Genomic DNA, 20497 nt, shown 5'->3' on the forward strand with positions numbered 1-20497 from the left:
CTAGCGCTGCCGGCGCTGTCGCGGGCACCGATCTTGGTGGATGCATATGAAACAGGCCCGCGATGACACGCGGGCCTGCGATACACTCGTGGCGGTCAGCGCGATCGAGCGCGACGTCCACCTGTATTGCCGGCCTTGATATGATCGACCAGGGCCCGCAGTTTCGGAGCCATATTTCTTCTGTTTGGGAAATATAGAAAAAAGCCCGGAAATGACGGCAGATATTGCTCGAGCAAGGAGACGAGCGCGCCGCTCTCGATATAGGGGCGAAAAGTCTCCTCCGCGGCGAAGGTGATACCAGCCCCGGCCAGAGCACTGCGCAGCATGAGCCGCAGGTCATTGGTGGTGATCTGCGGCTCAACCGCGACGTTGAAGGAGGTGCCGTTTTCTTCGAACTCCCATCGGTAAGGCGCGATTTCCGGCGAACGGCGCCAACCAATGCAGCGGTGGCGGACCAGATCGCGGGGGTGTTCCGGCATACCGTTCACCGCGAGATATTCAGGAGAAGCGACGACAGCCTCTCTCACTTGTCCACCGACGGGCACCGCGATCATGTCCTGCTCTATCACCTCGCCCAACCGAACCCCGGCATCGAACCCGGCGGCAACGATGTCGAACTCTTCATCCGTTACGGTGACATCGACAATCACGCGCGGATGCGCTTCCGCGAAGGCCGCCAACAAAGGACCGGACAGAAACGGCTCCGCAATCGAGGTGACCGCGATCCTCAGTCTCCCCCACGGGGATTGGTCGCCATCGACACTTTCAAGCGCCTGCACGATATCGGACATCGGCTGACAGAGCGTATCATAGAGCCGCTGTCCCGCCTCGGTCAGGCGCACGGCTCTGGTGGTTCGCGTGACCAGAGTGGCACCGATACCATCTTCAAGCCGTCGTATTCCCTGGCTGACGGCAGAGCGGGTGACACCTAGACGATCAGCGGCGGCGCGAAAGTTGTCCTCCTCAGCTACGGCGAGAAAGACGGGGAGAAGATTGTAGTCAATGTGCATTGTCAAATCTTGCTAACCACCCGGTCGAGCATTCGACAGATACACGCAACATCGATTTTCGTCCAACCTTTTGGTGCCTTTTCGACAACCAGAAGGAATATCGACATGAAATCACTACTTCTTGCAGCCTGCCTGTTGGCTTTGGCTGAACCGGTCGCGGCTCAACCCTGTCCGATGGACGGAGCCAATGCTCCACTTGCCCTTCACAAATCATGGATCATGGAGGGGTGGGAACGCCATGAGGGAGATCCGACATTCGTCTTCGCCGAGAAGATGAGCCGCTACTATGATGTGAACACGCCCCGAGGCGTTTTCTACGACAATTTCGCACCTGGCACGACGCAGCTTTTCGACAACGCCGCTGTCTACGGTGCGAACTGGGAAGATCTGCAAAATGGCGCACGCTCCGTTTTCCACGCGCTCACCGGCGGCGACGATCAGATTGCCGGAGATAATGTCGCCTCGACGACGATCGGTTTTGTCGGGCGGATCAGCCGCCTCAACGGAAAGGTCATCGCATTCGACGGACGCTCGCAGCTCGGCTGGGCCTGCGTCGACGGCGCGTGGAAGATCCGTCAGGAGCTGAACTACGCGCGGGTGGTCAAGCCGGAGGATATTGCGCACTACTATCGGCAGAAGGCGGAAGGCAAATGAGCACTACCCATCCTTACGTCGGCGTGTGGGTTACGGCGGACGGCCATATCCTGCATGAACTCCTGTCGACCGGGCGCTATGTCGAGGCGCGCGGCAATCGTGAGCGGGCCTACGAGGGGCGCTACGAAATAAACGCGAGCCATATCGACTATTGGGACGACACCGGCTTCACCGCAGATGGCGAGTTCATTGACGGTATCCTGCATCACGCCGGCATGATCCTCTATCGACAATAGACGCTGGAGATATGCCTGCCAGGCGTGAATTTTCACGCCTGGCCCTTCCAATATGCTCACGCTGCGGGCGGTACCGCAGGCACAGATCTGGCTGGAGATGGGTGCACGCGCATCAGGCCTGCGATAGCATCGCGGGTCTGATTCATTTTCGGTGCCCGCCATGGATGACGACAAGCCCGCTCGCCGGCGAACCCGCGACCTGACCAGCGGCCCGATCCCGCGCACGCTGCTGTTGTTCGCCTTGCCGGTGCTGGGCTCCAATGTGCTGCAGTCGCTCAACGGCTCGATCAACGCCGTCTGGGTGGGCCGCTTCCTCGGCGAAGCGGCGCTGACGGCGACCTCCAACGCCAATCTGGTGCTGTTCCTGATCCTCGGCACGGTGTTCGGCATCGGCATGGCAGCAACCATCCTCGTCGCGCAGTCCGTCGGCGCCCGCGATCTGGCAGAGGCCAGGCGCATCGTCGGCACAAGCGCCACCTTCTTCTTCCTGGTTTCGATAATGTTCGCGGTCTGCGGCTGGGCCTGGGTCGACGCCATCCTTACCGGCCTTGGCACGCCGGCGGATGCCCTGCCGCTGGCGCACGCCTATCTGCGCATCATCTTTGTCGCCGTGCCGATGATGAACCTTCTGTCCTTCGTGATGACGGTGCTGCGCGGCGCCGGCGATTCGCGCACCCCGTTTGTCTTCATGGCGCTGGCGGTCGTGCTCGACGTCGTCTTGAACCCGCTGCTGATCCGCGGCATCGGCCCTTTCCCCGAGCTTGGCATTGCCGGTTCGGCCACTGCCACCTTGATGGGCCAGACCGTGAGCGTGATCGCCATCCTGATCGTTCTTTATGCCCGCAAGCACCCGTTGCGTCTGGCGGGCGCCGACCTCGCCCTGCTCAGGCCCGACCCGGTGCTCTTGCGCATCGTCGTCTCCAAGGGCATCCCGATGGGCCTGCAGATGATCGTCATCTCGACCGCGGCGTTGACCGTGATGGGGATCGTCAACTCCTACGGTTCGCAGGTCGCGGCCGCCTACGGCATCGCGGCGCAGCTCTGGACCTACATCCAGATGCCGGCGCTCGCCATCGGCGGCGCGGTCTCCTCGATGGCGGCGCAGAATGTCGGCGCTGGACGCTGGGACCGGATCGGCAAGGTGGCAGCCTCGGGCGTCGGCTTCAATCTCGTGCTCACCGGCGCGCTGGTGGCGCTGATCTTCCTCTTCGACCGCCCGGTGCTCGGCCTTTTCCTGAGCACCGACAGCACGGCGATCGACATTGCGGCCCATATCAACAAGGTGGCGTCCTGGTCCTTCATCCTGTTCGGCGTCACCATCGTGCTGTTCGCCACGGTCCGCGCCACCGGCGCCGTGATGCCGCCGCTGATCATCCTGATCATCTCGGTGCTGATCGTGCGTACCGGCTTTGCTTATTCCATGCGCAGCGTCATCGGCCAGGAGGCGCTGTGGTGGAGTTTCCCGGCGGGCTCGATCGCCTCGCTGGTGCTGGCCGTCGCCTATTATCGCTTCGGCCGCTGGCGGACCATGCATATGATCGAGGCGCGGCCGGCCGCCGGCGAGCCGCCTGACACCGGCCTCGGCGTGCCGCGCCAGCGCGCGCAGCTCCTGCAGAGGACGCCGAACGGCTGAAGTTCAGCGCGCATAGCGCGCGCCGAACCCCAGCGCTACCAGCGAAAACACCGTGATCATGCCGGCGAAGGCCAGGCTCGCCACGGTGGCGCTCGTCCAGCTCGACAGCACGCCGATGCCGATGACAGGCAGCGCGTTGCCGCAGAAGCAGCAGATGAAGAAGGCCGAAACCACTTCGGCGCGGCGGTCGGCCGGCGCGATCTGGTTCACCACTTGCAGGCCGCCGCGATAGCCGAGGGCAGCCGCCACGCCGCATAGGGCGGTGCCACCGATCATGATGGCCGTCGAAGCGAAGACTTGCGCCGCAACGATCAAGGCAACCGTCGGGATCATCAGCAGCAGCGCGGCTAGCATGGTGTGGCGGCTGGACAGGCGCGCGGTCGCAAGAATCGTTGCGGCGGCGACGATCGACAGTTCGAAGAACAATCCGCCGGCCTCCGCGTGGTTGGTCACGTGCAGTTGCTGCGCCAGGATGCTGGGCGCCAGCGCGGCGTAGAAGCCGACCAGCGCCATGGCGCCGAAGCCGGTCACCGCCGGCGCCACGAACCGCGCCCGGATAGGTGCCGGAACCGAAAGTCGCGGCCGCATCGGGACGTCGGAAAGCCGCCCTGGCCTGGAGACCGTCTCGCGCGTTCGCCATATCAGCAGCGTGACCAGCGCCAGCAGCACAAGATAGACGGCGAATGCCAGCCTGAGCGGCCAAGGCGCATATTCGGCGAGCAGCCCCGACACGAGCGCGCCGACGCCCAGACCAACGAAGTTGGTGCTGGTGGCAATGATGGCGGCGCGCGACTTGTCCTCCCCTTCGATCAGTTCGGCGAGCCAGGCGGTGCCGGTTCCCGCGCCGACGCCGATGCCAAGCCCGCTGAGGATGCGAGCGATATCGAGCCAGGCCAGGTCTTCGGCCAACAGGAAGAACAACGCGCTGACCACCGCGACGCCCATTGCCGTCATGGCCGCCGGACGGCGGCCGACAACATCCGATAGCCGGCCGAAAAACAGCAGCGCCGCAAGATTTCCGACCACATAGACCGCATAGACGAGCGTCAGCGTGATCTGCGAGAAGCCGAAGGCCTGCTTGTAGATCACATAGAGCGGCGTTAGCGCCGTGCTGCCGGCAAAGAGCGCGGCGATCATCGCCGCGACGGCGGCCCTTGCGGCGCCGCCGCCTAGCTCATTGTCACGCGTCATGGTCTGAGCGTAGCTGGTCATGGCTAACTCCGGCTGGTTGCAAGCCCAACGCCCCTGCTGGCCAACGTCTATGTAATGGCGCTGTTCCGCCCACCGATCGCACTCCTGACAATCCTGTCAGTATGGCCTTGTGCATTGTCCTCCCGTAACGTCTGCCGACCGGCGACGGAGGAATCATGGGCAAGGGACGGGTCGAAGCATTCACCGATGGCGTGGTCGCCATCATCATCACCATCATGGTGCTGGAACTAAAAGTGCCGCACGGCGAGGACTTGGCGGCGCTGGTGCCGCTCTGGCCGATCTTCTTCAGCTATGTCCTGTCCTTCATCAATGTCGGCATCTACTGGAACAATCTGCACAACATGTTCCACACCGTGCAGCGCGTCGATGGCCGGGTCTTGTGGGCCAACCTCAACCTGCTGTTCTGGCTGTCGCTGATGCCCGTGACCACGGCCTTCATGGGCGAGAACCATTTCGCCCCGGTGCCGGTCGCCGTGTACGGCGTCGACCTGGTGCTTTGCGCGGTCGCCTACACCATTCTGGTCGCCAAGCTGGGCCATCTGCACGGCGCCGACACGACCTTTGCCAGGGCTGTGGGGCATGACAAAAAGGGCAAGATCTCACTGGCGCTCTACATTGCCGCCGTTCTGCTAACCTTGCTCAACCAGTGGATCAGCGTCGCGATCTACGTCCTGGTGGCGGTCGTCTGGTTCGTGCCGGACAAGCGTTTCGAGAGGCTGATCGAAAAAAACTAGCCGCGCATCGCCTTCAGCTTCTCGGCAACCGAGGCAGCGAGATCGGCATAGCGCTCCTCCAGCCGCTCGGCTGCCTTGATGACGGGAAAATCGTGGCCGAACTTTTCCAGCGCCAGGCGCAGCTTCTCGGCGAAGTCAGCCTGTTGCTCCAGCGCCGCGAACAGCGTCTTGACCTGCGCCTCGTTGATATCGGGGTTGGCGAGCATCTTCGGCACCTCGCGGCCCATCTGGTCGCCGGTGGCGGTTTGCTCTTTCAGGATGCCGATCCAGTCGGTCAATGTTGAGCTCCTTTCCCGGCAGCATGCGCGGGGGGTGCCGCCGCGGTCAACCCGTTGCCGCCATCGCGGTCAACCTGTTGCCGCTATCGCGGTCAAACCTGTTGCCGCTATCGCGGTCAACCATTGCGGCGATCGAGGCTTGTCTCGGCTCCCGCCGGCGTTAAGTTCGGCTCGACCAAAAAAAGGACATGGACAATGACCAGCGACGCCGAAATCCAGACCGCCCTGCCCGCCTTCGCCTCCGGCAATGTCGCCGTCATCACCGGCGGGGCAAGCGGCATCGGCCTCGCCGCCGCGAAGCGGTTCGCGGCCATGGGCATGAAGACGGTGATTGCCGATATCGGCGGCGTACGCCTCGACCAGGCCCGACAGGCGATCGCCGCCATTGCCGGGGGCGACGCCGTCTTGCCAGTTCCGACAGACGTCTCCAGGGCCGAGGAGGTCGACCGGCTGGCGGAACTCACATACGGCGCATTCGGCGCGGTCTCGGTCGTGATGAACAATGCCGGCGTCGGCAACAACCCGGGCAAGCCGTGGGAAAACCGTGACGCCTGGAAGCGGCTTCTGGACATCAACTTCTGGGGCGTCGTGCATGGCGTCGAGGCTTTCGCGCCGCGCATGCTGGCCGCAGGCAAGCCCGGCCTGATCATCAATACCGGCTCCAAGCAAGGCATCACCACGCCGCCCGGCAACCTCGCCTACAACGTCTCCAAGGCAGGCGTGAAGACCTTCACCGAGGGGCTGGCGCATGCGCTCCGCAACGAGCCTGGAGCGAAGGTTTCCGCTCACCTGCTGATCCCAGGCTTCACCTTTACCGGGCTGACCGAGGGCGCGACGGAAAAGCCTGCCGGCGCCTGGACGGGCGAGCAGGTGATCGATTTCATGCTGGCATCTCTGAAGCAGAACGACTTTTATATCCTTTGCCCGGACAACGAGGTTGCTCGGCCCATGGATGAAAAGCGCATGGCCTGGGCGATCGGCGACATCATCGAAAACCGCCCCGCCCTGTCGCGCTGGCATCCGGAGCATAAGGACGCGTTCGCGGCCTTCATGAACCGCTGACGGGCCGTTCAGGCTGCTTCTTCTTGGAACCGTTCTTCCCCGCTGCGGCCTTCTTGACGGCTGCCTGGGCGACCTCCCGGTCATGCCGCTTTGCGGCCTTTTCGCATTTGTCGCGAATCTCCTCGACCTCGGATTCGGTCAGATGCTCAATGCCGATGAAGGTGTTGTGGGCCCGGCTCACCCGGATCAATTCGTCGAGTTTGGTCTGGATCGCCGCGCTGTCACGATTTTGCGTGTTCTGGATGAGGAACACCATCAGGAAGGTGACGATGGTTGTGCCGGTGTTGATGACCAGTTGCCAGGTGTCCGAGAAGCCGAAGATTGGGCCACTCAACGCCCAGGCGACGATGATCAACACGCAGATGGCGAAGGTCGGCGGCATGCCGGCAAGATGTGCCACCCAATTTGCGATCCTGGTGAAAAGTCTCTCGATCATCTATCCCTCGACGAGCCGCCATCGCGCGGCATTTCGGAAGAGAAACAAGGCGCCGGCACCTCCGGTTCCCGACGTTCGAATTTTCCGGCGCACATGTCTGCCGCTGCGCCACCCCCGCAGGGCGGAAGGGGTACCGAACTCGCAAAATGTCAGGAAGTTTCGTTTTCCCAACGATCGAGGAAGGCCTCGATCGCCAATGACTGCATATCGGGAACGGCCTTTGCCAGTTTCTCCGGCGCCCAGTCCCACCAGGCAAGCCTCTCGATGCGCGCCGCTGTGTCGGCGGCGAACCGCCGGCGCAGAGGTTTGGCCGGAGCGCCGGCGACGATTGCGTAAGGCGGCACGTCGTGGGTCACCACTGCATTCGCGCCGATCACGGCGCCATTGCCGATTGTCATCCCTGGCATGACGACGGCGCCATGGCCGATCCAGACATCATGCCCGACGCTGACCGGCTTTGCCTGCCGCCGCTCGCGAAAGGCCGCGTCGACGCCGAGCCAGCGGAAATATTCGTTCGGCCGGTAGCTGACCTTGTGCTGGGTCAACCGCTCGATCGGATGCTCGAGCGCGTTGATGCGGCTGTTGGCGGCGATCGAGCAGAACTTGCCGATCGTCGTGTAGATCGCTTCCGAATGCCGCTCGAAATAGGAGAAGTCGCCGACCGTGACCTCACGCAGGATCACCCGCTCGCCGATCGAGGCATAGCGACCGAGCTTGCACCCCTTCAGCTCCGCGGTCGGATGAATGCGCGGCTCGGGATCTTTGAGCACGAGGTGTTCGGGACGGTCCATGGCGCGGCTTTACGCCCGGACGATTGGTCCCGCAAGCCGGGACCAATCGTCCGCCCGGCTGGGCTGGACGTCTATTGCGGCTTGCCCTTGGTCCACACAACGTTCTGGCCGTAGAGCGGCACCGTGGTGACCGACATCTTCGCCGAGCCGTTCTGCACCTGGCGCGAATGCGACAGATAGATCAGCGTCTCGTTTTTCTTGTCGTAGATGCGGTTCACCACCTGCTTCTTCCAGATCAGGCTGAGGCCTTGCTTGAACACCTCCTCGCCGCCTTCACCCATATCGATGTCGCCGATGGTGATCGGCCCGGTCTGGCGGCAGGAGATCGAGGAATCCGACGGATCCTCGAACCAATTGCCCTTGTGCAGCCGGTCGATGATGCTGCGGTCGAAATAGGCGACATGGCAGGTGACGCCGTCGACTTTCGGATCCTTGATGGCGTCGATCATGATGTCGTTGCCGACCCAGTCGACGCCGACCTTGCCGACTTCGTCCGCCACCGCGGCGCCGGCGCCAAAGGCAAGGCATGCGGCGAATAAGCCGATCAGTTTTCGCAAGGGAGCCTCCTCGGTTCGCGTTCTGCCGATGTCAGGTGGGATAAGACCATGGCATTTGCAAGCCGTTCGACGACGGAGGCGATGCCAGGCACGGGTGCAGCGTTCGGAGGCGGCAGGCCGCCACGGTTGCGGCAACGCGACATCTTTGCGCCCGCGACGCCAAACCGTTAAGACTGTCGCCAAAACCTGGCTTGTGTCCAATGCGGCGCGCCATGGCAGTCACGACGGATCGATTCTGATGATGCGCTCAATTCTGGTCGGCATTCTCGTCCTGATGGCGGCGGGCATCGGCTGGCTCACCTTCGACTGGTACCGGAGCCACTACAGCGGCGAGCCATATGGCGGCTCCTTCGCGCTGATCGACCAGAAAAGAGCGCCGATCACCGAAGCCGCGTTCAGGGGACATCCGAGCGTCGTCTTCTTCGGCTTTACCCATTGCCCGGAAGTGTGCCCGACAACGCTGTTTGAGCTCGCCGGCTGGCTGAAGACGATGGGCGACAGCGGCAAGAACCTCAGCGCCTACTTCGTCACAGTGGACCCGGAACGCGACACGCCAGAGATCATGAATTCCTATGTCAGCAATTTCTCCGACCGCATCACCGGCATCACCGGCGATCCGGACAAGGTCCATGCCATGGCCAAGGCCTTCGGCATCTACTGGAAAAAGGTGGACACCGGCGACGGCGACTACACCATGGACCACACGGCCTCCGTGCTGCTCCTCAACTCGAAGGGCGAGTTCGCCGGCACCATTGCCTACGGCGAAAGCGCCGACGCCGCCATTGCCAAGCTGAAGCGATTGGCTGCAGGCGACCAAACCTGATGGGACAGACCAGGCTTCATTTTACAGCCGGCAAGATCGAAGCCGACCGCATCTTCGCCGCGCTCGATCAGGCCTTCGAGGATGACGGCCTGCCCATCGCCGTGCTGGAGATCGACGAGGAAAAAGACATCCACGAAGTGTCGCTCTATGCCGATGGCGACATCGATCCTATTGAAGCGCGGGTGAAGGATGTCCTTGCCGGTCTCGGTCTGCCGAAATCTCTTGGGCGCGAAACGCTGCCCGATATCGACTGGGTGGCGCGCTCGCTCGAAGGACTGAAGCCGGTCCGCGCCGGGCGTTTCTTCGTCCATGGCGCGCATGATCGTGACAAGCGCCATAGCAGCGATCTCGCCATCGAGATCGAGGCTGGCCTTGCCTTCGGCACGGGCCATCACGGCACCACCGCCGGCTGCCTAGAAATGCTGGACCAGGTGGTGCGACGCGAGCGTCCACGCAACGCGCTCGATCTCGGCACGGGAAGCGCGGTGCTGGCGATCGCACTGGCCAAGCTCTCGCATATTCCAGTGCTGGCAACCGACATCGACCCGGTCGCTGTCCGCGTCGCCGCCGCCAATGCGAGGCTTAACCACGTGAAGGCGCTGGTCGAGACGGTGACGGCGCCGGGCTTCCATCACCCGATCTTCGGCAGGCGCGCGCCATTCGACCTGATCGTCGCCAACATCCTGGCGCGGCCGCTGATGCGGCTGGCGCCGGAGATGGCCAGGCACATCAGGCTCGGCGGCTCGCTGGTGCTCTCAGGCATCCTCGACCGGCAGCGCGATGCCGTGATCTCAGCCTATGTCGGCCAGAGCTTCCGCCACGTCCGTACCTTGCATCGCGAGGGCTGGGTGACGATTCACCTGAAGCGCTAAGACCCAGCATCATCCAACTGTCTGGCCCTGCCGAAATCGATTCCGGTTTGCAAAGCCATGCGCTACGGTCGCGGCAAGCCATACGAGGGAGATGCCAAAATGTTCCAGACCTTTGATTCTGCCGGCGATCCCGCAGTCGGCAAGCCGCGCGTGGCGATGCTGCGCCAATGGCTGGCTGAGAACGGCCTGGACGGCTTCATGGTACCGCGCGCCGACGAGCATCAGGGCGAATATGTCGCCGACCGTTCGGCGCGGCTGAAATGGCTGACCGGCTTCAGCGGCTCGGCCGGCGTCGCCATCATCCAGCGCGACCGCGCCTTCATCTTCGTCGACGGCCGCTACACACTGCAGGTGCGCAGCGAAGTCGACCTTTCGATCTTCACCGTCGAAAGCCTCATCGACAATCCGCCGGCCTCCTGGATCAAGGACAATCTCGGCAAGGGCGCAAGACTCAGCTTCGATCCGTGGCTGCACACGATCGGCGAGGTCAAGGCGCTGAAGGCCTCGGCTGAGCAATCCGGCGCGACGCTGGTGCCGCTCGACAAGAACCCGATCGATATCATCTGGAAGGACCAGCCCGAGCCGCCGCGCGCACCGGTGGAGCTCCACCCGATCGCCTTTGCCGGCGAGCTCGCCAAGGACAAGCTGGCGCGGCTGGCGGGCGCCATCGAAAAGGAGGGCGCGACCCATGCGGCGCTCACCGACCCCTCTTCAATAGCCTGGGCGTTCAACATCCGTGGTGGCGACGTGGCGCACACGCCGCTGGCGCTGGGCTTCGCCATCCTTGCCGCCGACGGCAAGCACCAGCTCTTCATGGACCCGCGCAAATTCTCGCGCCAGGTCGCGGCCTATCTCACCCAGCTTGCCGACCTGCACGATCCGGGCGAGTTCGACGCAGCCATCGCTGGGCTTGCCGACGATGGCGCGAAAATCGCGCTCGATCCCGTGCTGGCGGCGGAAAAGCTCAAGATGCTGGTCGAGGACAATGGCGGCAAGGTCGTTTCGGCCGCCGACCCCGCCCGCATCCCGCGCGCCACCAAGAACCAGGCCGAGATCGCCGGCAGCCGCGCCGCGCACCGCCGCGACGGCGCGGCGATCGCCAAGCTGCTCTGCTGGCTCGACCGGCAGGAGCCGGGAAAGCTCGACGAAATCGACGTCGTCACCAGGCTCGAGGAGGTGCGCCGTCAGACCGGCGAGGAAACGCAGATGCCGTTGCGCGACGTCTCCTTCGACACCATTTCCGGCGCCGGCCCGAACGGCGCCATCATGCACTACCGCGTGTCGCGCGCCACCAGCCGCAAGCTTCAGAACGGCGAGCTGTTCCTGCTCGATTCCGGCGGACAGTACCAGGACGGCACCACCGACATCACCCGCACCGTTCCGATCGGCCAGCCGACCGAGGAGATGCGCGAGCGCTTCACGCTGGTGCTGAAAGGCATGATCGGCATCTCGATGCTGCGCTTTCCGGCAGGCACCCGCGGCTCGGAGATCGATGCGGTCGCCCGCATAGCGCTGTGGAAGCATGGCTGCGACTTTGCCCATGGCACCGGCCATGGCGTCGGCTCCTATCTCGCGGTCCACGAAGGCCCGCAGCGCATCGCCCGCACCGGCACCGAGAAGCTGCTTGCCGGCATGATGCTGTCCAACGAGCCCGGCTACTACAAGGAAGGCGCCTACGGCATCCGCATCGAGAACCTGATCCTGGTGACGCCCGCCGAGCCGATCGAGGGCGGCGATATCGCCACGCATGGCTTTGAGACGTTGACGCTGGCGCCAATCGACAAGCGCCTCATCCGCACCGACCTTCTGACGCGCGACGAGCTGCACTGGCTCGACCAGTATCACGCGCGGGTCTTGGCGGAGATCGGTCCGATGGTGGACGGCGAAACGCTGGCCTGGCTGGAGAAGGCGACAGCGCCGCTGCCGCACGACGCGAAAATCTGATTGCTACCCGACGAACTGCCTGGCCAGAATCAAGACTGCAGCGCCGGCCAGGAACATCGCCATCAGGCCGCCGCGCAGCGAGACTATCGCCGTGACGATCAGCGCCGCCCATTCGGCGGGGCCGGCGCCAAGCACAGCCGGCGCCACCAGCGTCGTCAGCACCGCCGCCGGCACCGCGTTCAAGCCGGCCTCGACACGCGGATGGACGTTGTCGAAGCGCGAGATGACCAGGTGCCCGCCGACGCGGGTGAGATAGGTGGCGATCGCACCTGCGATGATGATCCAGAAGGTGGTGCTCATGGCCGTTCCCCCACGCCGCTGTGGTGCGGCGGCAGTATGACGGCGAGCAGCACACCGGCAACGGCGCCGATGGAGACGTGCCAGGGCGAGCCCACCGTCTTGTAGGCGACGATGGAGGCGACAGCGCTTGCCGCGACGATCGGCAGCCAGAGCGGCCGCTTGCGGAAGCCCATGACAAGACCGAGGAAATAGATCGGCAGCAGGAAGTCGATGCCCAGCGCGTGCGTGTCGGGGATGAGCTTGCCGAACACCGCGCCAAGCGCGCTTTCGATCACCCAGAACACGTAGACCGGCAGGCCGAGCCCGAGATACCAGGCAAAGCCCACCGTCTCCCCGGACACCGCCTTGGCCTCCGAAACGGCATATTGCGGATCGGTCATGATGAAGAAGCCGAGCGCCTGCTGCACAACCGGCCAATGCGCGATTCGCCGCCCGAGGCCGGCGGAATAGAGCACATGGCGGAAATTCACGGCGAAGATCGACAGCACGATCAGCCACGGTGCGACATGCTGGCCGAACAGTTCGATGCCGACCATCTGGCTGGCGCCGCCGAAAATCAGCGCGCTCATCAAAAAGGCTTCGAGGACTGAAAACCCGTTGTCGACGGCTAAAGCGCCAAACAACACGGCGAACGGCGCCGAAGCGACGACCACCGGCATCGACAGCCGCACGCCGTCCCAGAAATCGCTTCTCGCGCGGCCTTCGCAGATTGCTTCCGCTGACATTCAACTGCTCCCTTTTGCATGTCGCCCAGAAGTGCGCAGCGGGTCCGGGATAACGGCATGCATCAAAACAAGAACTTGAAGCGCGTCGCTTGAAACGGGTTCAGGCGACGCGCTTTCAGGCGGCTTGATGTAGGGAGCGTCGCCTTCCTTGTCACACCAATTCGCTTGACCCGACGATCAGCGGAACTGATCGCCGGCCTGTCGGATGGCTCACACAGCCTTGCCTTGGAGCGCCCTGCCCCAGTCGAGCAACGGCTTGGCGCGCAAGGTGAAATCGACAAGGTCGTCGACCAGCGCCGGCGAATAAATCGTGGCCGGATCGATGTCGTGCCGGACCACGAAATGGCGGTTGCGGACAGCCTGGGCGAGATCTGCTTCGGTGACCTCCTCGAAGCCCCGCGGCGCACGCTTCAGGCAGTCTTCCTGATCGAGCGCCAGACCGCCCTTCTTCAGCGCCGTTGCCATGGCGCGGAACGCCGCCGGCTTCGTCACGATCGCCTTGCGCATCGCCTGCAACAGTTCCGGGCCCGGTTGCCACCAAGCAACACCCGCGAAGCAGCGCTCGAGACCGATATGCACGTAGAAGACACCCTGCTCCATCTTGGTGCCGTCCGGCGACAGGATGGCCGACAGATGCCGGTTGTAGGGCCTCTTGTCCTTGGAGAAGCGTACATCGCGATTGATGCGGAACAGCGACCTCTTGCGGTCGCCGCGCAGGCCGAGTTTTGCCTTCTCAAACCGCTCGCTGAGCGTCTCGACCAGATCGCAGAACGGCTCGTGCAGCTCGCTTTGATAAAGGTCGCGGTTCTCCTGGAACCACTCGCGGCTCTGGTGGAAGTCGAGCGCCTTCAGGAACGGGATGGCCTTCTGCCCGAAGCCTTTGAACGCACCGGCCATCAGTCGCCCCTACCGATCCGCTGCAGCCACGTGTCCTCATCGATCACTTCGATGCCGAGATCGGTCGCGGTCTTCAGCTTGGAGCCGGCGCCCGGTCCCGCCACCACCAGATCGGTCTTCGCCGAAACCGAACTCGCGACCTTCGCGCCCAGCCGTTCCGCCATCGCCTTGGCCTCGGAGCGCGTCATCTTTTCCAGCGTGCCTGTGAATACCACCGTCTTGCCGGAGACCTCGCTGCCGGCCGAAATCTCGACGACATATGGTTTCGGATGGACTTGGGCGAGCAGCGCATCGAGCACATCGTCGTTGCGCTCGTTGCCGAAGAAATCGCGCAGCGCGTTGATCACCGTGTCGCCGATGCCGTTGATCGACGGGAAGACGGTGTGCGGGTCTTCCGCCTTCGCCGTTTCCTTGCCGATGCGGATCAGTTCCTCGATGGTCGAGAATTGGCGGGCAAGCACCGCAGCCGTCGTCTCGCCGATATGGCGGATGCCGAGCGCGAAGATGAAGCGGTCGAGCTCCGGCTCGCGGCGCGCATCGATGGCCGCGAACAACTTGTCGAGGCCTTCATAGTTGCGTTCCTCGACGCTGCGCACATTCTTGCGCGCCTTGCCCGATGCCTCTTCGCGCAGCCTTGCCTGCTCCTCACGCCGCTCGGCCAAGGCCTTGGTGACGGCCGGCCGCCGGTCCTTGAGCGTGAAGATATCGGCAGCCGTCTTCACCAGTCCGGCATTGAAAAAGAGGTCGATGTTTTCCGCGCCCAGGCCTTCGATATCCAGCGCGCCACGCGACACGAAGTGGCGCAGCCCCTCCACCGCCTGCGCGGCGCAGATCAGCTCGCCGGTGCAGCGACGCCGTGAATCCTCCTTGCCGGTCTTCTCGTTGATCTCACGCGTCGCCGGCGAGCCGCAGACCGGGCAGGTGTGCGGGAATTCGTAAGGCACGGCATTGGCGGGACGCTTGTCGATGACGACGCTGACGATCTGCGGGATGACGTCCCCCGCCCGCTGGATGACGACCGTGTCGCCGATGCGGACGTCGATGCCGTCGCGGATCGGCTGGCCGTTGCTGTCGAAACCCTTGATATAGTCTTCATTGTGCAGCGTGACGTTCTCGACCACCACGCCGCCGACCGTCACCGGCGCCAGCCGCGCCACCGGCGCCAACGTGCCTGTGCGGCCGACCTGGATATCGATCCTCTCGACCGTCGTCATCGCCTGCTCGGCCGGGAATTTATGAGCCACCGCCCAGCGCGGCTCGCCGGTGACGAAACCCCAGCGGCGCTGCAGTTCGAGCTGATCGACTTTGTAGACGACGCCGTCGATGTCGTAGCCGAGCGACGAGCGCAACTCCTCGATATGATGATACTGCGCGATGAGTTCCTCGATCGACTTCGCCCGCACCATCAGCGGACTGACCTTGAAGCCCCACTCGCTGAATTTCTGCACCGAATCATATTGGGTCGGCGCCGGATCGGCGGTCGTGTAGCCCCAGGCATAGGCAAAGAATTTGAGGTTGCGGCTGGCCGTGACCGACGGATCCTTCTGGCGCAGCGATCCGGCCGCCGTGTTGCGCGGATTGACGTAGTCCTGGCCGCCGACCGCAGCTGAGCGCTCCTTCAGCGCCTCGAATTCGGCATAGGTCATGTAGACCTCGCCGCGGACTTCGATGACCTCCGGCCAGCCCGAGCCCTTCAGCGTCTTCGGAATGTCGGCGATCGTCTTCAGATTGGCGGTGATGTCCTCGCCGACAGCGCCGTCGCCACGCGTCGCGCCTTGCATGAACACGCCGTTCTCATAGCGCAGCGAGGCCGACAGGCCGTCGATCTTCGGCTCGGCGGTGAAGGCGATGTCGAGATCCTTGTCGCGATCGAAGAAGCGCCGGCCGCGTTCGATGAAATCGGCGACGTCCTGATCGGTATAGGCCTTGGCGAGACTGAGCATCGGCACAGCGTGGCGCACCTTGGCAAAGCCTTCCGCAGGCGGCGCGCCGACCCGGCGCGACGGCGAATCCTCGCGCACGAGATCGGGAAAGCGTTCTTCTATGGCGAGGTTGCGCCGCGCCAGCGCGTCATACTCGGCGTCAGAGATCGTCGGCGCGTCCTCTGTGTGATAGCGCCGGTCGTGCTCGGCGATCTCCGTTGCCAGTCGCCTCAGTTCATCCGCGGCTTCGCTTTCGCTCAGAGATTCGACTGGTTTTTCCGACATGAAGCGCGGTCCTCGGCCAATGCATGTCGCCCAAAAATGTCGTGCGGTTTGGGACAACGAGATGCATAGAGACAATAACCCAAGCGCGGCGCGCCTGGCGGCGGGCCACTATAAATCAGGATTCGGCATGGGGGAGTCGGCTCGCACAAAAATCATTCCTGAACAGCAGGATGCAGCCATCTGCTGACTCATGCTCCAAGCGGAAAGATCAGGCACTAAGCGGCGGCCGTATTCTCGCGCAGCAGCCGATCGGCCGCGGCGCGCGCCTCGTCGGTGATGGTGGCGCCGGCCAGCATGCGCGCGATCTCCTCCTGGCGCGCCGCGCGATCCATTTCGGCAATGCCGGTGGCGACCCGGTCCTTGCCGCCGGACTTGGAGATCAGGAAATGCGTGGCGGCGCGTGCCGCCACTTGCGGCGCATGAGTGACCGAAAGCACCTGCACCCGCTTCGAGAGCCGCGCCAGCCGCTGGCCGATGGCGTCGGCCACCGCGCCGCCGACGCCGGTGTCGATCTCATCGAAGACAAGAGTCGGGGCCGAACCGCGGTCGGCCAGCGCCACCTTAAGCGCCAGAAGGAAGCGCGACAGCTCGCCGCCCGAGGCGACCTTCATCATCGGCCCAGGCCTGGTGCCCGGATTGGTGCGCACCCAGAATTCGACCTGGTCGATGCCTTCTTCCATGCGGCTTTCGGCATCGCTCACCATCTCGACGATGAATTCCGCCCGTTCCAGCTTGAGCGCCGGCAATTCGGCCATCACCGCCTTGGTCAGCCCGGCTGCAGCCGCGTGACGCAGCGATGAGAGCTGCGCCGCGGAAATGTCGTAAGCCTCGCGCGCGGCGGCCGCCTGTTTCTGCAGCCCGTGCAGCCGCTCCTCGCCGGCGTCGAGGTCGGCCAGGTCGGCCGCCATCGTGTCGCGCAGCTGCGCCAGGTCATCGACCGCGACATTGTGCTTGCGCGAGGCCGCGCGCAGCGCAAACAGCCGCTCCTCGGCCTTTTCGAGGCGTTGCGGATCGTACTCGGTGGCGCGAAGCGCCAATTCCACACCGGACTGCGCCGCGTCGAGCGATATCATCGCCTCGTCCAGCGATTTCACCACGTCGTCGAGCAGTCCCGGAACCTCGCCCGACTTGCGCTGCAGCCGCCGCAGCAGGCTGGCAAGTTGCGGCAGAGGCGAAGACGGCCCCGAAAGCACATCCTGCGCATCGTGAATCTCGGACGCGATCTTTTCGGCGCGCATCATCCGGGCGCGCAGTTCTGCCAGTTCGGTCTCCTCGCCCGGCTGCGGGTCGAGCTTCGCCAGCTCGGCGACCGAGGCCCTGAGATAATCGGCCTCGCGCGCCGCCGCCTCGACCTTGGCGCGGTGCCGGGAAAGCTCCTGCTCGCAATTCCGCCAGTAGCGCCAGGCCTCGCCTGTGCCGCGCACGGCGCCCAGATGACCGCCGAAACTGTCCAGCAACTCGCGATGCGCGCCAGGGTCGACGAGCGCGCGCTCGTCGTGCTGGCCGTGAATCTCGACCAGCGCCCGGCCGACATCGCGCATCAGGGTGACGCTGGATGGCTGGTCGTTGACGAAGACGCGCGTGCGGCCGTCGGCGGTCTGCACGCGGCGCAGGATGATGTCGCCATCGTCCTCGATGTCGTTGTCGGCAAGCAGCGCGCGCGCCGGATGGTTGCGCGGCACGTCGAACACGGCGATGACCTGGCCCTGCGCCGCGCCATGGCGGACAAGCGAAGCGTCGCCGCGCGCGCCGAGCGCCAGCGACAACGCGTCGAGCAGGATGGATTTGCCGGCGCCGGTCTCGCCGGTCAGCACCGAAAGTCCGGGCAGGAAATCGATGTCCAGCTTCTCGATCAGGACGATATCGCGGATCGACAGTCTGGACAGCATCAGGAGTGTCAGGCGCCGGTGATCAGCTTCCCGGCCTTGGATATCCACGATCCGGCATTTTCACGCGGCTGAAGCCCGTTGCTCTGCAGGAGCTTGTAGGAGTCCTTGTACCACTGGCTGTCCGGATAGTTGTTGCCGAGCACCGCCGCGGCCGTCTGCGCCTCCGAGGTAAGGCCCATCGCATAATAGGCTTCGGTCAGGCGCGCGAGCGCTTCCTCGACATGGCGCGTGTTGGAGTAGGTCTCGACCACAGTGCGGAAGCGCTTGACGGCGGCGATATACTCGCGGCGTTCGAGATAGTAGCGGCCGATCTGCATCTCCTTGCCGGCGAGCTGGTCGGTGGCGAAGCGGATCTTGTCCTTGGCGTCGTCGACATATTCGGAGGTCGGCCAGCGCGTCACCAGGTCCTGCATGGTCTGCACGGTCTGGCGCGCTTCCTTCTGGTCCTGGGTCACATCCTTGATCTGCCGGTAGTAACTCAAGCCGATGATGTACTGTGCATAGGCCGCATCGTCGGTCGACGGGTAGAGCGTCAGGTAGCGCTTGGCGGAACCGATCGCCTCGTCATAATGCCCGGCGCGATAGTCGGCGAAGGCGCCCATCACCATCGATTTGCGGGCGAATTCCGAATAGGGGTGCTGGCGGTCGACGGCGTCGAACTTCTTGCTCGCCTCGTCGAGGCGGCCGGCATTAAGGTTGGCGAGGCCCTGATTGTAGAGAACGTCGGCGGGTTCGGTCTGGTCGACATAGGTCGCCAGGTTGACGTCCTTCTCGGACGACATGCAGGCCGACAATACCAGCGACGGGGCAATCAACGAAAACGCCAGGAAAACAGCCCGATGCGGCGCCTTCGATTGACCAACTCGCGAAAAAAACATGTTTGAATTCCGCCCTTTCGGCGTCGTTTCGGTCCGGGCCGCAGCCATAAACCATTATCCCCTTGCCCGGCAACGCTATGTCCGGCCAATCGCACATTTTTGTGGCGGTTTGGCGCTGTGCTCACACCCGCATAAATTCAGGGCCTTGTGATGCACTTGTGCAACACAAGCTTCCCTACAAAACCAGAAGATCGTTAAGAATCAGATCACCCAAGGGGCGTAGACCGGTCCGCTGACCGCGATCATCTCGGCAACGCGGCCGCGTTCGCGGCGCCGCGTCTCGACGATCTCGAAGGCCGTACGGTCGGACAGCAACCGGCGCAGCGCCGCCGCATTCATCCGGTGACCGCCGCGATAGGAGCGGAAGCAGCCGATGAAGCGCGCGCCGGCGAGCGCCAGGTCGCCCATCGCGTCGAGCGTCTTGTGGCGGGCGAATTCGTTGGGATAGCGCAAGCCGCCGACATTGATGACGCGGTTGTCGTCGCCGATGACCAGCGAGTTCTCCAGCGACGAGCCGAGCGCGTAGCCGGCGGCCCACAGCCGCTCGACGTCCTTCATGAAGCCGAAGGTGCGGGCCCGCGCGATATCGCGGCGGAAGATGTCGGGGTTGATGTCGGAGGCAAAGAGCTGGCGGCCGATGGCCGGGCTCTCGAAATCGATCTCGATCTCGAAGCGCGTGCCGTCATAGGGGCGGAACTCCGCCCAGGATGCGCCGGCTTCGATACGAACCGGCTTGACCACGCGAATATAGCGGCGCTTGACCGCAAGAGACTCGATGCCGGCCTGGTCGAAGGCCTCGACGAAGGCGGCCGCGCTGCCGTCGAGAATGGGGACCTCCGAGCCATCGATCTCGATGACGAGATTGTCGACGCCAAGCCCGAACACCGTCGCCATCAGGTGCTCGACGGTTCCGATGTGCTCGCCGGCCGGATCGCCGAGCATGGTGCAAAGGTCGGTGGCGCCGACCTCGGAGACCAGCGCGCGAAACTCGCGGCCCTCGCCGCCATTCGAAAGATGGAACACGATGCCGGTGTCGGCGTCGGCGGGCAGGAAATGAACGGTGACAGGCTTGCCGCTATGGACGCCTGTGCCGGTCAACGTCACGCGCGTTTTTACTGTCGTCTGATAGTCGTGCAAGACAAACCCCATAAGCCCTAGCTGCCGGCGTCCGCTTTGTCGGCCTCTGAGCATCTCCAACCAGATGGATCATCCGGCGTCCGCGCAATGCGGCAAAATGAACAGGGCATGCGGCTCTGATATGATCGGCAGGCTGGGCCAACTCCCCGAATCCCGGCGTACCGACTTTAGTCCTGCGCGAAGATAATGGCCCGTCCGGGAGACTCCAAATCACGGTTTCTT

At 63.9% G+C, this 20497-nt stretch carries 21 protein-coding genes; 8 read left to right on the forward strand and 13 right to left on the reverse strand.

Annotated elements, in window-relative coordinates:
* Positions 1–95: 95 nt before the first annotated feature.
* Positions 96–1010, reverse strand: coding sequence for a LysR family transcriptional regulator (locus EN853_RS06450; RefSeq protein WP_127858728.1), 915 nt, complete (start codon positions 1008–1010; stop codon positions 96–98).
* A gap of 135 nt (positions 1011–1145) precedes the next feature.
* Between EN853_RS06450 and EN853_RS06455 the strand changes: the two genes are divergently transcribed.
* The 3 genes from EN853_RS06455 (at position 1146) to EN853_RS06465 (ending at position 3533) form a co-directional block, all read left to right on the forward strand.
* On the forward strand, positions 1146–1664 hold the full coding sequence (locus EN853_RS06455; RefSeq protein WP_245516835.1) for a hypothetical protein: 519 nt from the start codon (positions 1146–1148) through the stop codon (positions 1662–1664).
* Positions 1574–1900 carry an Atu4866 domain-containing protein gene (locus EN853_RS06460; protein WP_245516836.1) on the forward strand — a complete coding sequence of 109 codons (327 nt, stop codon included), beginning with the start codon at positions 1574–1576 and terminating at the stop codon, positions 1898–1900. The genes EN853_RS06455 and EN853_RS06460 overlap by 91 nt, the downstream gene beginning before the upstream one ends.
* A gap of 160 nt (positions 1901–2060) precedes the next feature.
* On the forward strand, positions 2061–3533 hold the full coding sequence (locus EN853_RS06465; protein ID WP_127858726.1) for an MATE family efflux transporter: 1473 nt from the start codon (positions 2061–2063) through the stop codon (positions 3531–3533).
* A gap of 3 nt (positions 3534–3536) precedes the next feature.
* On the opposite strand, the gene EN853_RS06470 is transcribed toward EN853_RS06465, so the two are convergent.
* Positions 3537–4745: an MFS transporter gene (locus tag EN853_RS06470; RefSeq protein WP_127858725.1), complete on the reverse strand. Its 1209-nt coding sequence runs from the start codon at positions 4743–4745 to the stop codon at positions 3537–3539.
* Positions 4746–4900: 155 nt separating this feature from the next.
* Here EN853_RS06470 and EN853_RS06475 point away from each other — a divergent pair, with 155 nt between their 5' ends.
* The gene (locus EN853_RS06475; protein ID WP_127858724.1) at positions 4901–5479 is read left to right on the forward strand and encodes a TMEM175 family protein; all 579 of its coding nucleotides are present in this window, start codon (positions 4901–4903) and stop codon (positions 5477–5479) included.
* Here the strand turns inward: EN853_RS06475 and EN853_RS06480 are convergent.
* Positions 5476–5757, reverse strand: a complete 282-nt coding sequence (locus EN853_RS06480) for a hypothetical protein (RefSeq protein ID WP_127858723.1) — start codon at positions 5755–5757, stop codon at positions 5476–5478. The genes EN853_RS06475 and EN853_RS06480 overlap by 4 nt on opposite strands.
* A gap of 195 nt (positions 5758–5952) precedes the next feature.
* Here EN853_RS06480 and EN853_RS06485 point away from each other — a divergent pair, with 195 nt between their 5' ends.
* A complete protein-coding gene (locus EN853_RS06485) occupies positions 5953–6819 on the forward strand; it encodes an SDR family NAD(P)-dependent oxidoreductase (RefSeq protein ID WP_127858722.1) in 867 nt (288 codons plus the stop codon).
* Here EN853_RS06485 and EN853_RS06490 read toward each other — a convergent pair.
* The 3 genes from EN853_RS06490 to EN853_RS06500 form a co-directional block, all read right to left on the reverse strand.
* Positions 6806–7255 (reverse strand): low affinity iron permease family protein, encoded by a 450-nt coding sequence (locus tag EN853_RS06490; RefSeq protein WP_167524390.1) that lies wholly within the window; start codon positions 7253–7255, stop codon positions 6806–6808. The two genes, EN853_RS06485 and EN853_RS06490, sit on opposite strands and share 14 nt — an antisense overlap.
* A 149-nt stretch (positions 7256–7404) precedes the next feature.
* Positions 7405–8046: a DapH/DapD/GlmU-related protein gene (locus tag EN853_RS06495; RefSeq protein ID WP_127858721.1), complete on the reverse strand. Its 642-nt coding sequence runs from the start codon at positions 8044–8046 to the stop codon at positions 7405–7407.
* 71 nt (positions 8047–8117) lie between these two features.
* Complete coding sequence (locus tag EN853_RS06500; RefSeq protein ID WP_167524391.1) at positions 8118–8603, reverse strand: CreA family protein; 486 nt, start codon at positions 8601–8603, stop codon at positions 8118–8120.
* Between the two features lie 238 nt (positions 8604–8841).
* Here EN853_RS06500 and EN853_RS06505 point away from each other — a divergent pair, with 238 nt between their 5' ends.
* The 3 genes from EN853_RS06505 (at position 8842) to EN853_RS06515 (ending at position 12242) form a co-directional block, all read left to right on the forward strand.
* Complete coding sequence (locus EN853_RS06505) at positions 8842–9426, forward strand: SCO family protein (protein WP_127858720.1); 585 nt, start codon at positions 8842–8844, stop codon at positions 9424–9426.
* Complete coding sequence (locus EN853_RS06510; protein ID WP_127858719.1) at positions 9426–10298, forward strand: 50S ribosomal protein L11 methyltransferase; 873 nt, start codon at positions 9426–9428, stop codon at positions 10296–10298. The genes EN853_RS06505 and EN853_RS06510 overlap by 1 nt, the downstream gene beginning before the upstream one ends.
* A 99-nt stretch (positions 10299–10397) precedes the next feature.
* A complete protein-coding gene (locus EN853_RS06515) occupies positions 10398–12242 on the forward strand; it encodes an aminopeptidase P family protein (protein WP_127858718.1) in 1845 nt (614 codons plus the stop codon).
* A gap of 3 nt (positions 12243–12245) precedes the next feature.
* On the opposite strand, the gene EN853_RS06520 is transcribed toward EN853_RS06515, so the two are convergent.
* From EN853_RS06520 to lpxC, 7 genes are all read right to left on the reverse strand, one after another.
* Positions 12246–12542 carry an AzlD family protein gene (locus EN853_RS06520; RefSeq protein WP_127858717.1) on the reverse strand — a complete coding sequence of 99 codons (297 nt, stop codon included), beginning with the start codon at positions 12540–12542 and terminating at the stop codon, positions 12246–12248.
* Positions 12539–13267 (reverse strand): AzlC family ABC transporter permease, encoded by a 729-nt coding sequence (locus tag EN853_RS06525; protein ID WP_127858716.1) that lies wholly within the window; start codon positions 13265–13267, stop codon positions 12539–12541. The genes EN853_RS06520 and EN853_RS06525 overlap by 4 nt, the downstream gene beginning before the upstream one ends.
* A 210-nt stretch (positions 13268–13477) precedes the next feature.
* A complete protein-coding gene (locus tag EN853_RS06530; RefSeq protein WP_127858715.1) occupies positions 13478–14164 on the reverse strand; it encodes a TIGR02453 family protein in 687 nt (228 codons plus the stop codon).
* The gene (ligA, locus tag EN853_RS06535) at positions 14164–16371 is read right to left on the reverse strand and encodes an NAD-dependent DNA ligase LigA (protein ID WP_127858714.1); all 2208 of its coding nucleotides are present in this window, start codon (positions 16369–16371) and stop codon (positions 14164–14166) included. The genes EN853_RS06530 and ligA overlap by 1 nt, the downstream gene beginning before the upstream one ends.
* A 215-nt stretch (positions 16372–16586) precedes the next feature.
* Positions 16587–18260, reverse strand: a complete 1674-nt coding sequence (recN, locus tag EN853_RS06540) for a DNA repair protein RecN (RefSeq protein WP_127858713.1) — start codon at positions 18258–18260, stop codon at positions 16587–16589.
* A gap of 8 nt (positions 18261–18268) precedes the next feature.
* Positions 18269–19138 (reverse strand): outer membrane protein assembly factor BamD, encoded by an 870-nt coding sequence (locus tag EN853_RS06545; protein ID WP_127858712.1) that lies wholly within the window; start codon positions 19136–19138, stop codon positions 18269–18271.
* A gap of 201 nt (positions 19139–19339) precedes the next feature.
* A complete protein-coding gene (gene lpxC, locus EN853_RS06550) occupies positions 19340–20287 on the reverse strand; it encodes a UDP-3-O-acyl-N-acetylglucosamine deacetylase (RefSeq protein WP_127858711.1) in 948 nt (315 codons plus the stop codon).
* Positions 20288–20497 lie beyond the last annotated feature (210 nt).

It is taken from the genome of Mesorhizobium sp. M1C.F.Ca.ET.210.01.1.1, assembly GCF_004791585.1.
Taxonomy (GTDB): Bacteria; Pseudomonadota; Alphaproteobacteria; order Rhizobiales; family Rhizobiaceae; genus Mesorhizobium.

Excerpts from the sequence above, each read along its gene's own strand:
- EN853_RS06510 (WP_127858719.1), top strand. The coding sequence starts at position 9,426 with ATGGGACAGACCAGGCTTCATTTTACAGCCGGCAAGATCGAAGCCGAC.
- EN853_RS06470 (WP_127858725.1), bottom strand. The coding sequence starts at position 4,745 with ATGACCAGCTACGCTCAGACCATGACGCGTGACAATGAGCTAGGCGGC.
- EN853_RS06505 (WP_127858720.1), top strand. The coding sequence starts at position 8,842 with ATGATGCGCTCAATTCTGGTCGGCATTCTCGTCCTGATGGCGGCGGGC.
- EN853_RS06545 (WP_127858712.1), bottom strand. The coding sequence starts at position 19,138 with ATGTTTTTTTCGCGAGTTGGTCAATCGAAGGCGCCGCATCGGGCTGTT.
- EN853_RS06485 (WP_127858722.1), top strand. The coding sequence starts at position 5,953 with ATGACCAGCGACGCCGAAATCCAGACCGCCCTGCCCGCCTTCGCCTCC.
- EN853_RS06450 (WP_127858728.1), bottom strand. The coding sequence starts at position 1,010 with ATGCACATTGACTACAATCTTCTCCCCGTCTTTCTCGCCGTAGCTGAG.
- EN853_RS06465 (WP_127858726.1), top strand. The coding sequence starts at position 2,061 with ATGGATGACGACAAGCCCGCTCGCCGGCGAACCCGCGACCTGACCAGC.
- EN853_RS06475 (WP_127858724.1), top strand. The coding sequence starts at position 4,901 with ATGGGCAAGGGACGGGTCGAAGCATTCACCGATGGCGTGGTCGCCATC.
- ligA (WP_127858714.1), bottom strand. The coding sequence starts at position 16,371 with ATGTCGGAAAAACCAGTCGAATCTCTGAGCGAAAGCGAAGCCGCGGAT.
- EN853_RS06520 (WP_127858717.1), bottom strand. The coding sequence starts at position 12,542 with ATGAGCACCACCTTCTGGATCATCATCGCAGGTGCGATCGCCACCTAT.
- EN853_RS06495 (WP_127858721.1), bottom strand. The coding sequence starts at position 8,046 with ATGGACCGTCCCGAACACCTCGTGCTCAAAGATCCCGAGCCGCGCATT.
- EN853_RS06490 (WP_167524390.1), bottom strand. The coding sequence starts at position 7,255 with ATGATCGAGAGACTTTTCACCAGGATCGCAAATTGGGTGGCACATCTT.
- EN853_RS06515 (WP_127858718.1), top strand. The coding sequence starts at position 10,398 with ATGTTCCAGACCTTTGATTCTGCCGGCGATCCCGCAGTCGGCAAGCCG.
- EN853_RS06525 (WP_127858716.1), bottom strand. The coding sequence starts at position 13,267 with ATGTCAGCGGAAGCAATCTGCGAAGGCCGCGCGAGAAGCGATTTCTGG.
- EN853_RS06530 (WP_127858715.1), bottom strand. The coding sequence starts at position 14,164 with ATGGCCGGTGCGTTCAAAGGCTTCGGGCAGAAGGCCATCCCGTTCCTG.
- lpxC (WP_127858711.1), bottom strand. The coding sequence starts at position 20,287 with ATGGGGTTTGTCTTGCACGACTATCAGACGACAGTAAAAACGCGCGTG.
- recN (WP_127858713.1), bottom strand. The coding sequence starts at position 18,260 with ATGCTGTCCAGACTGTCGATCCGCGATATCGTCCTGATCGAGAAGCTG.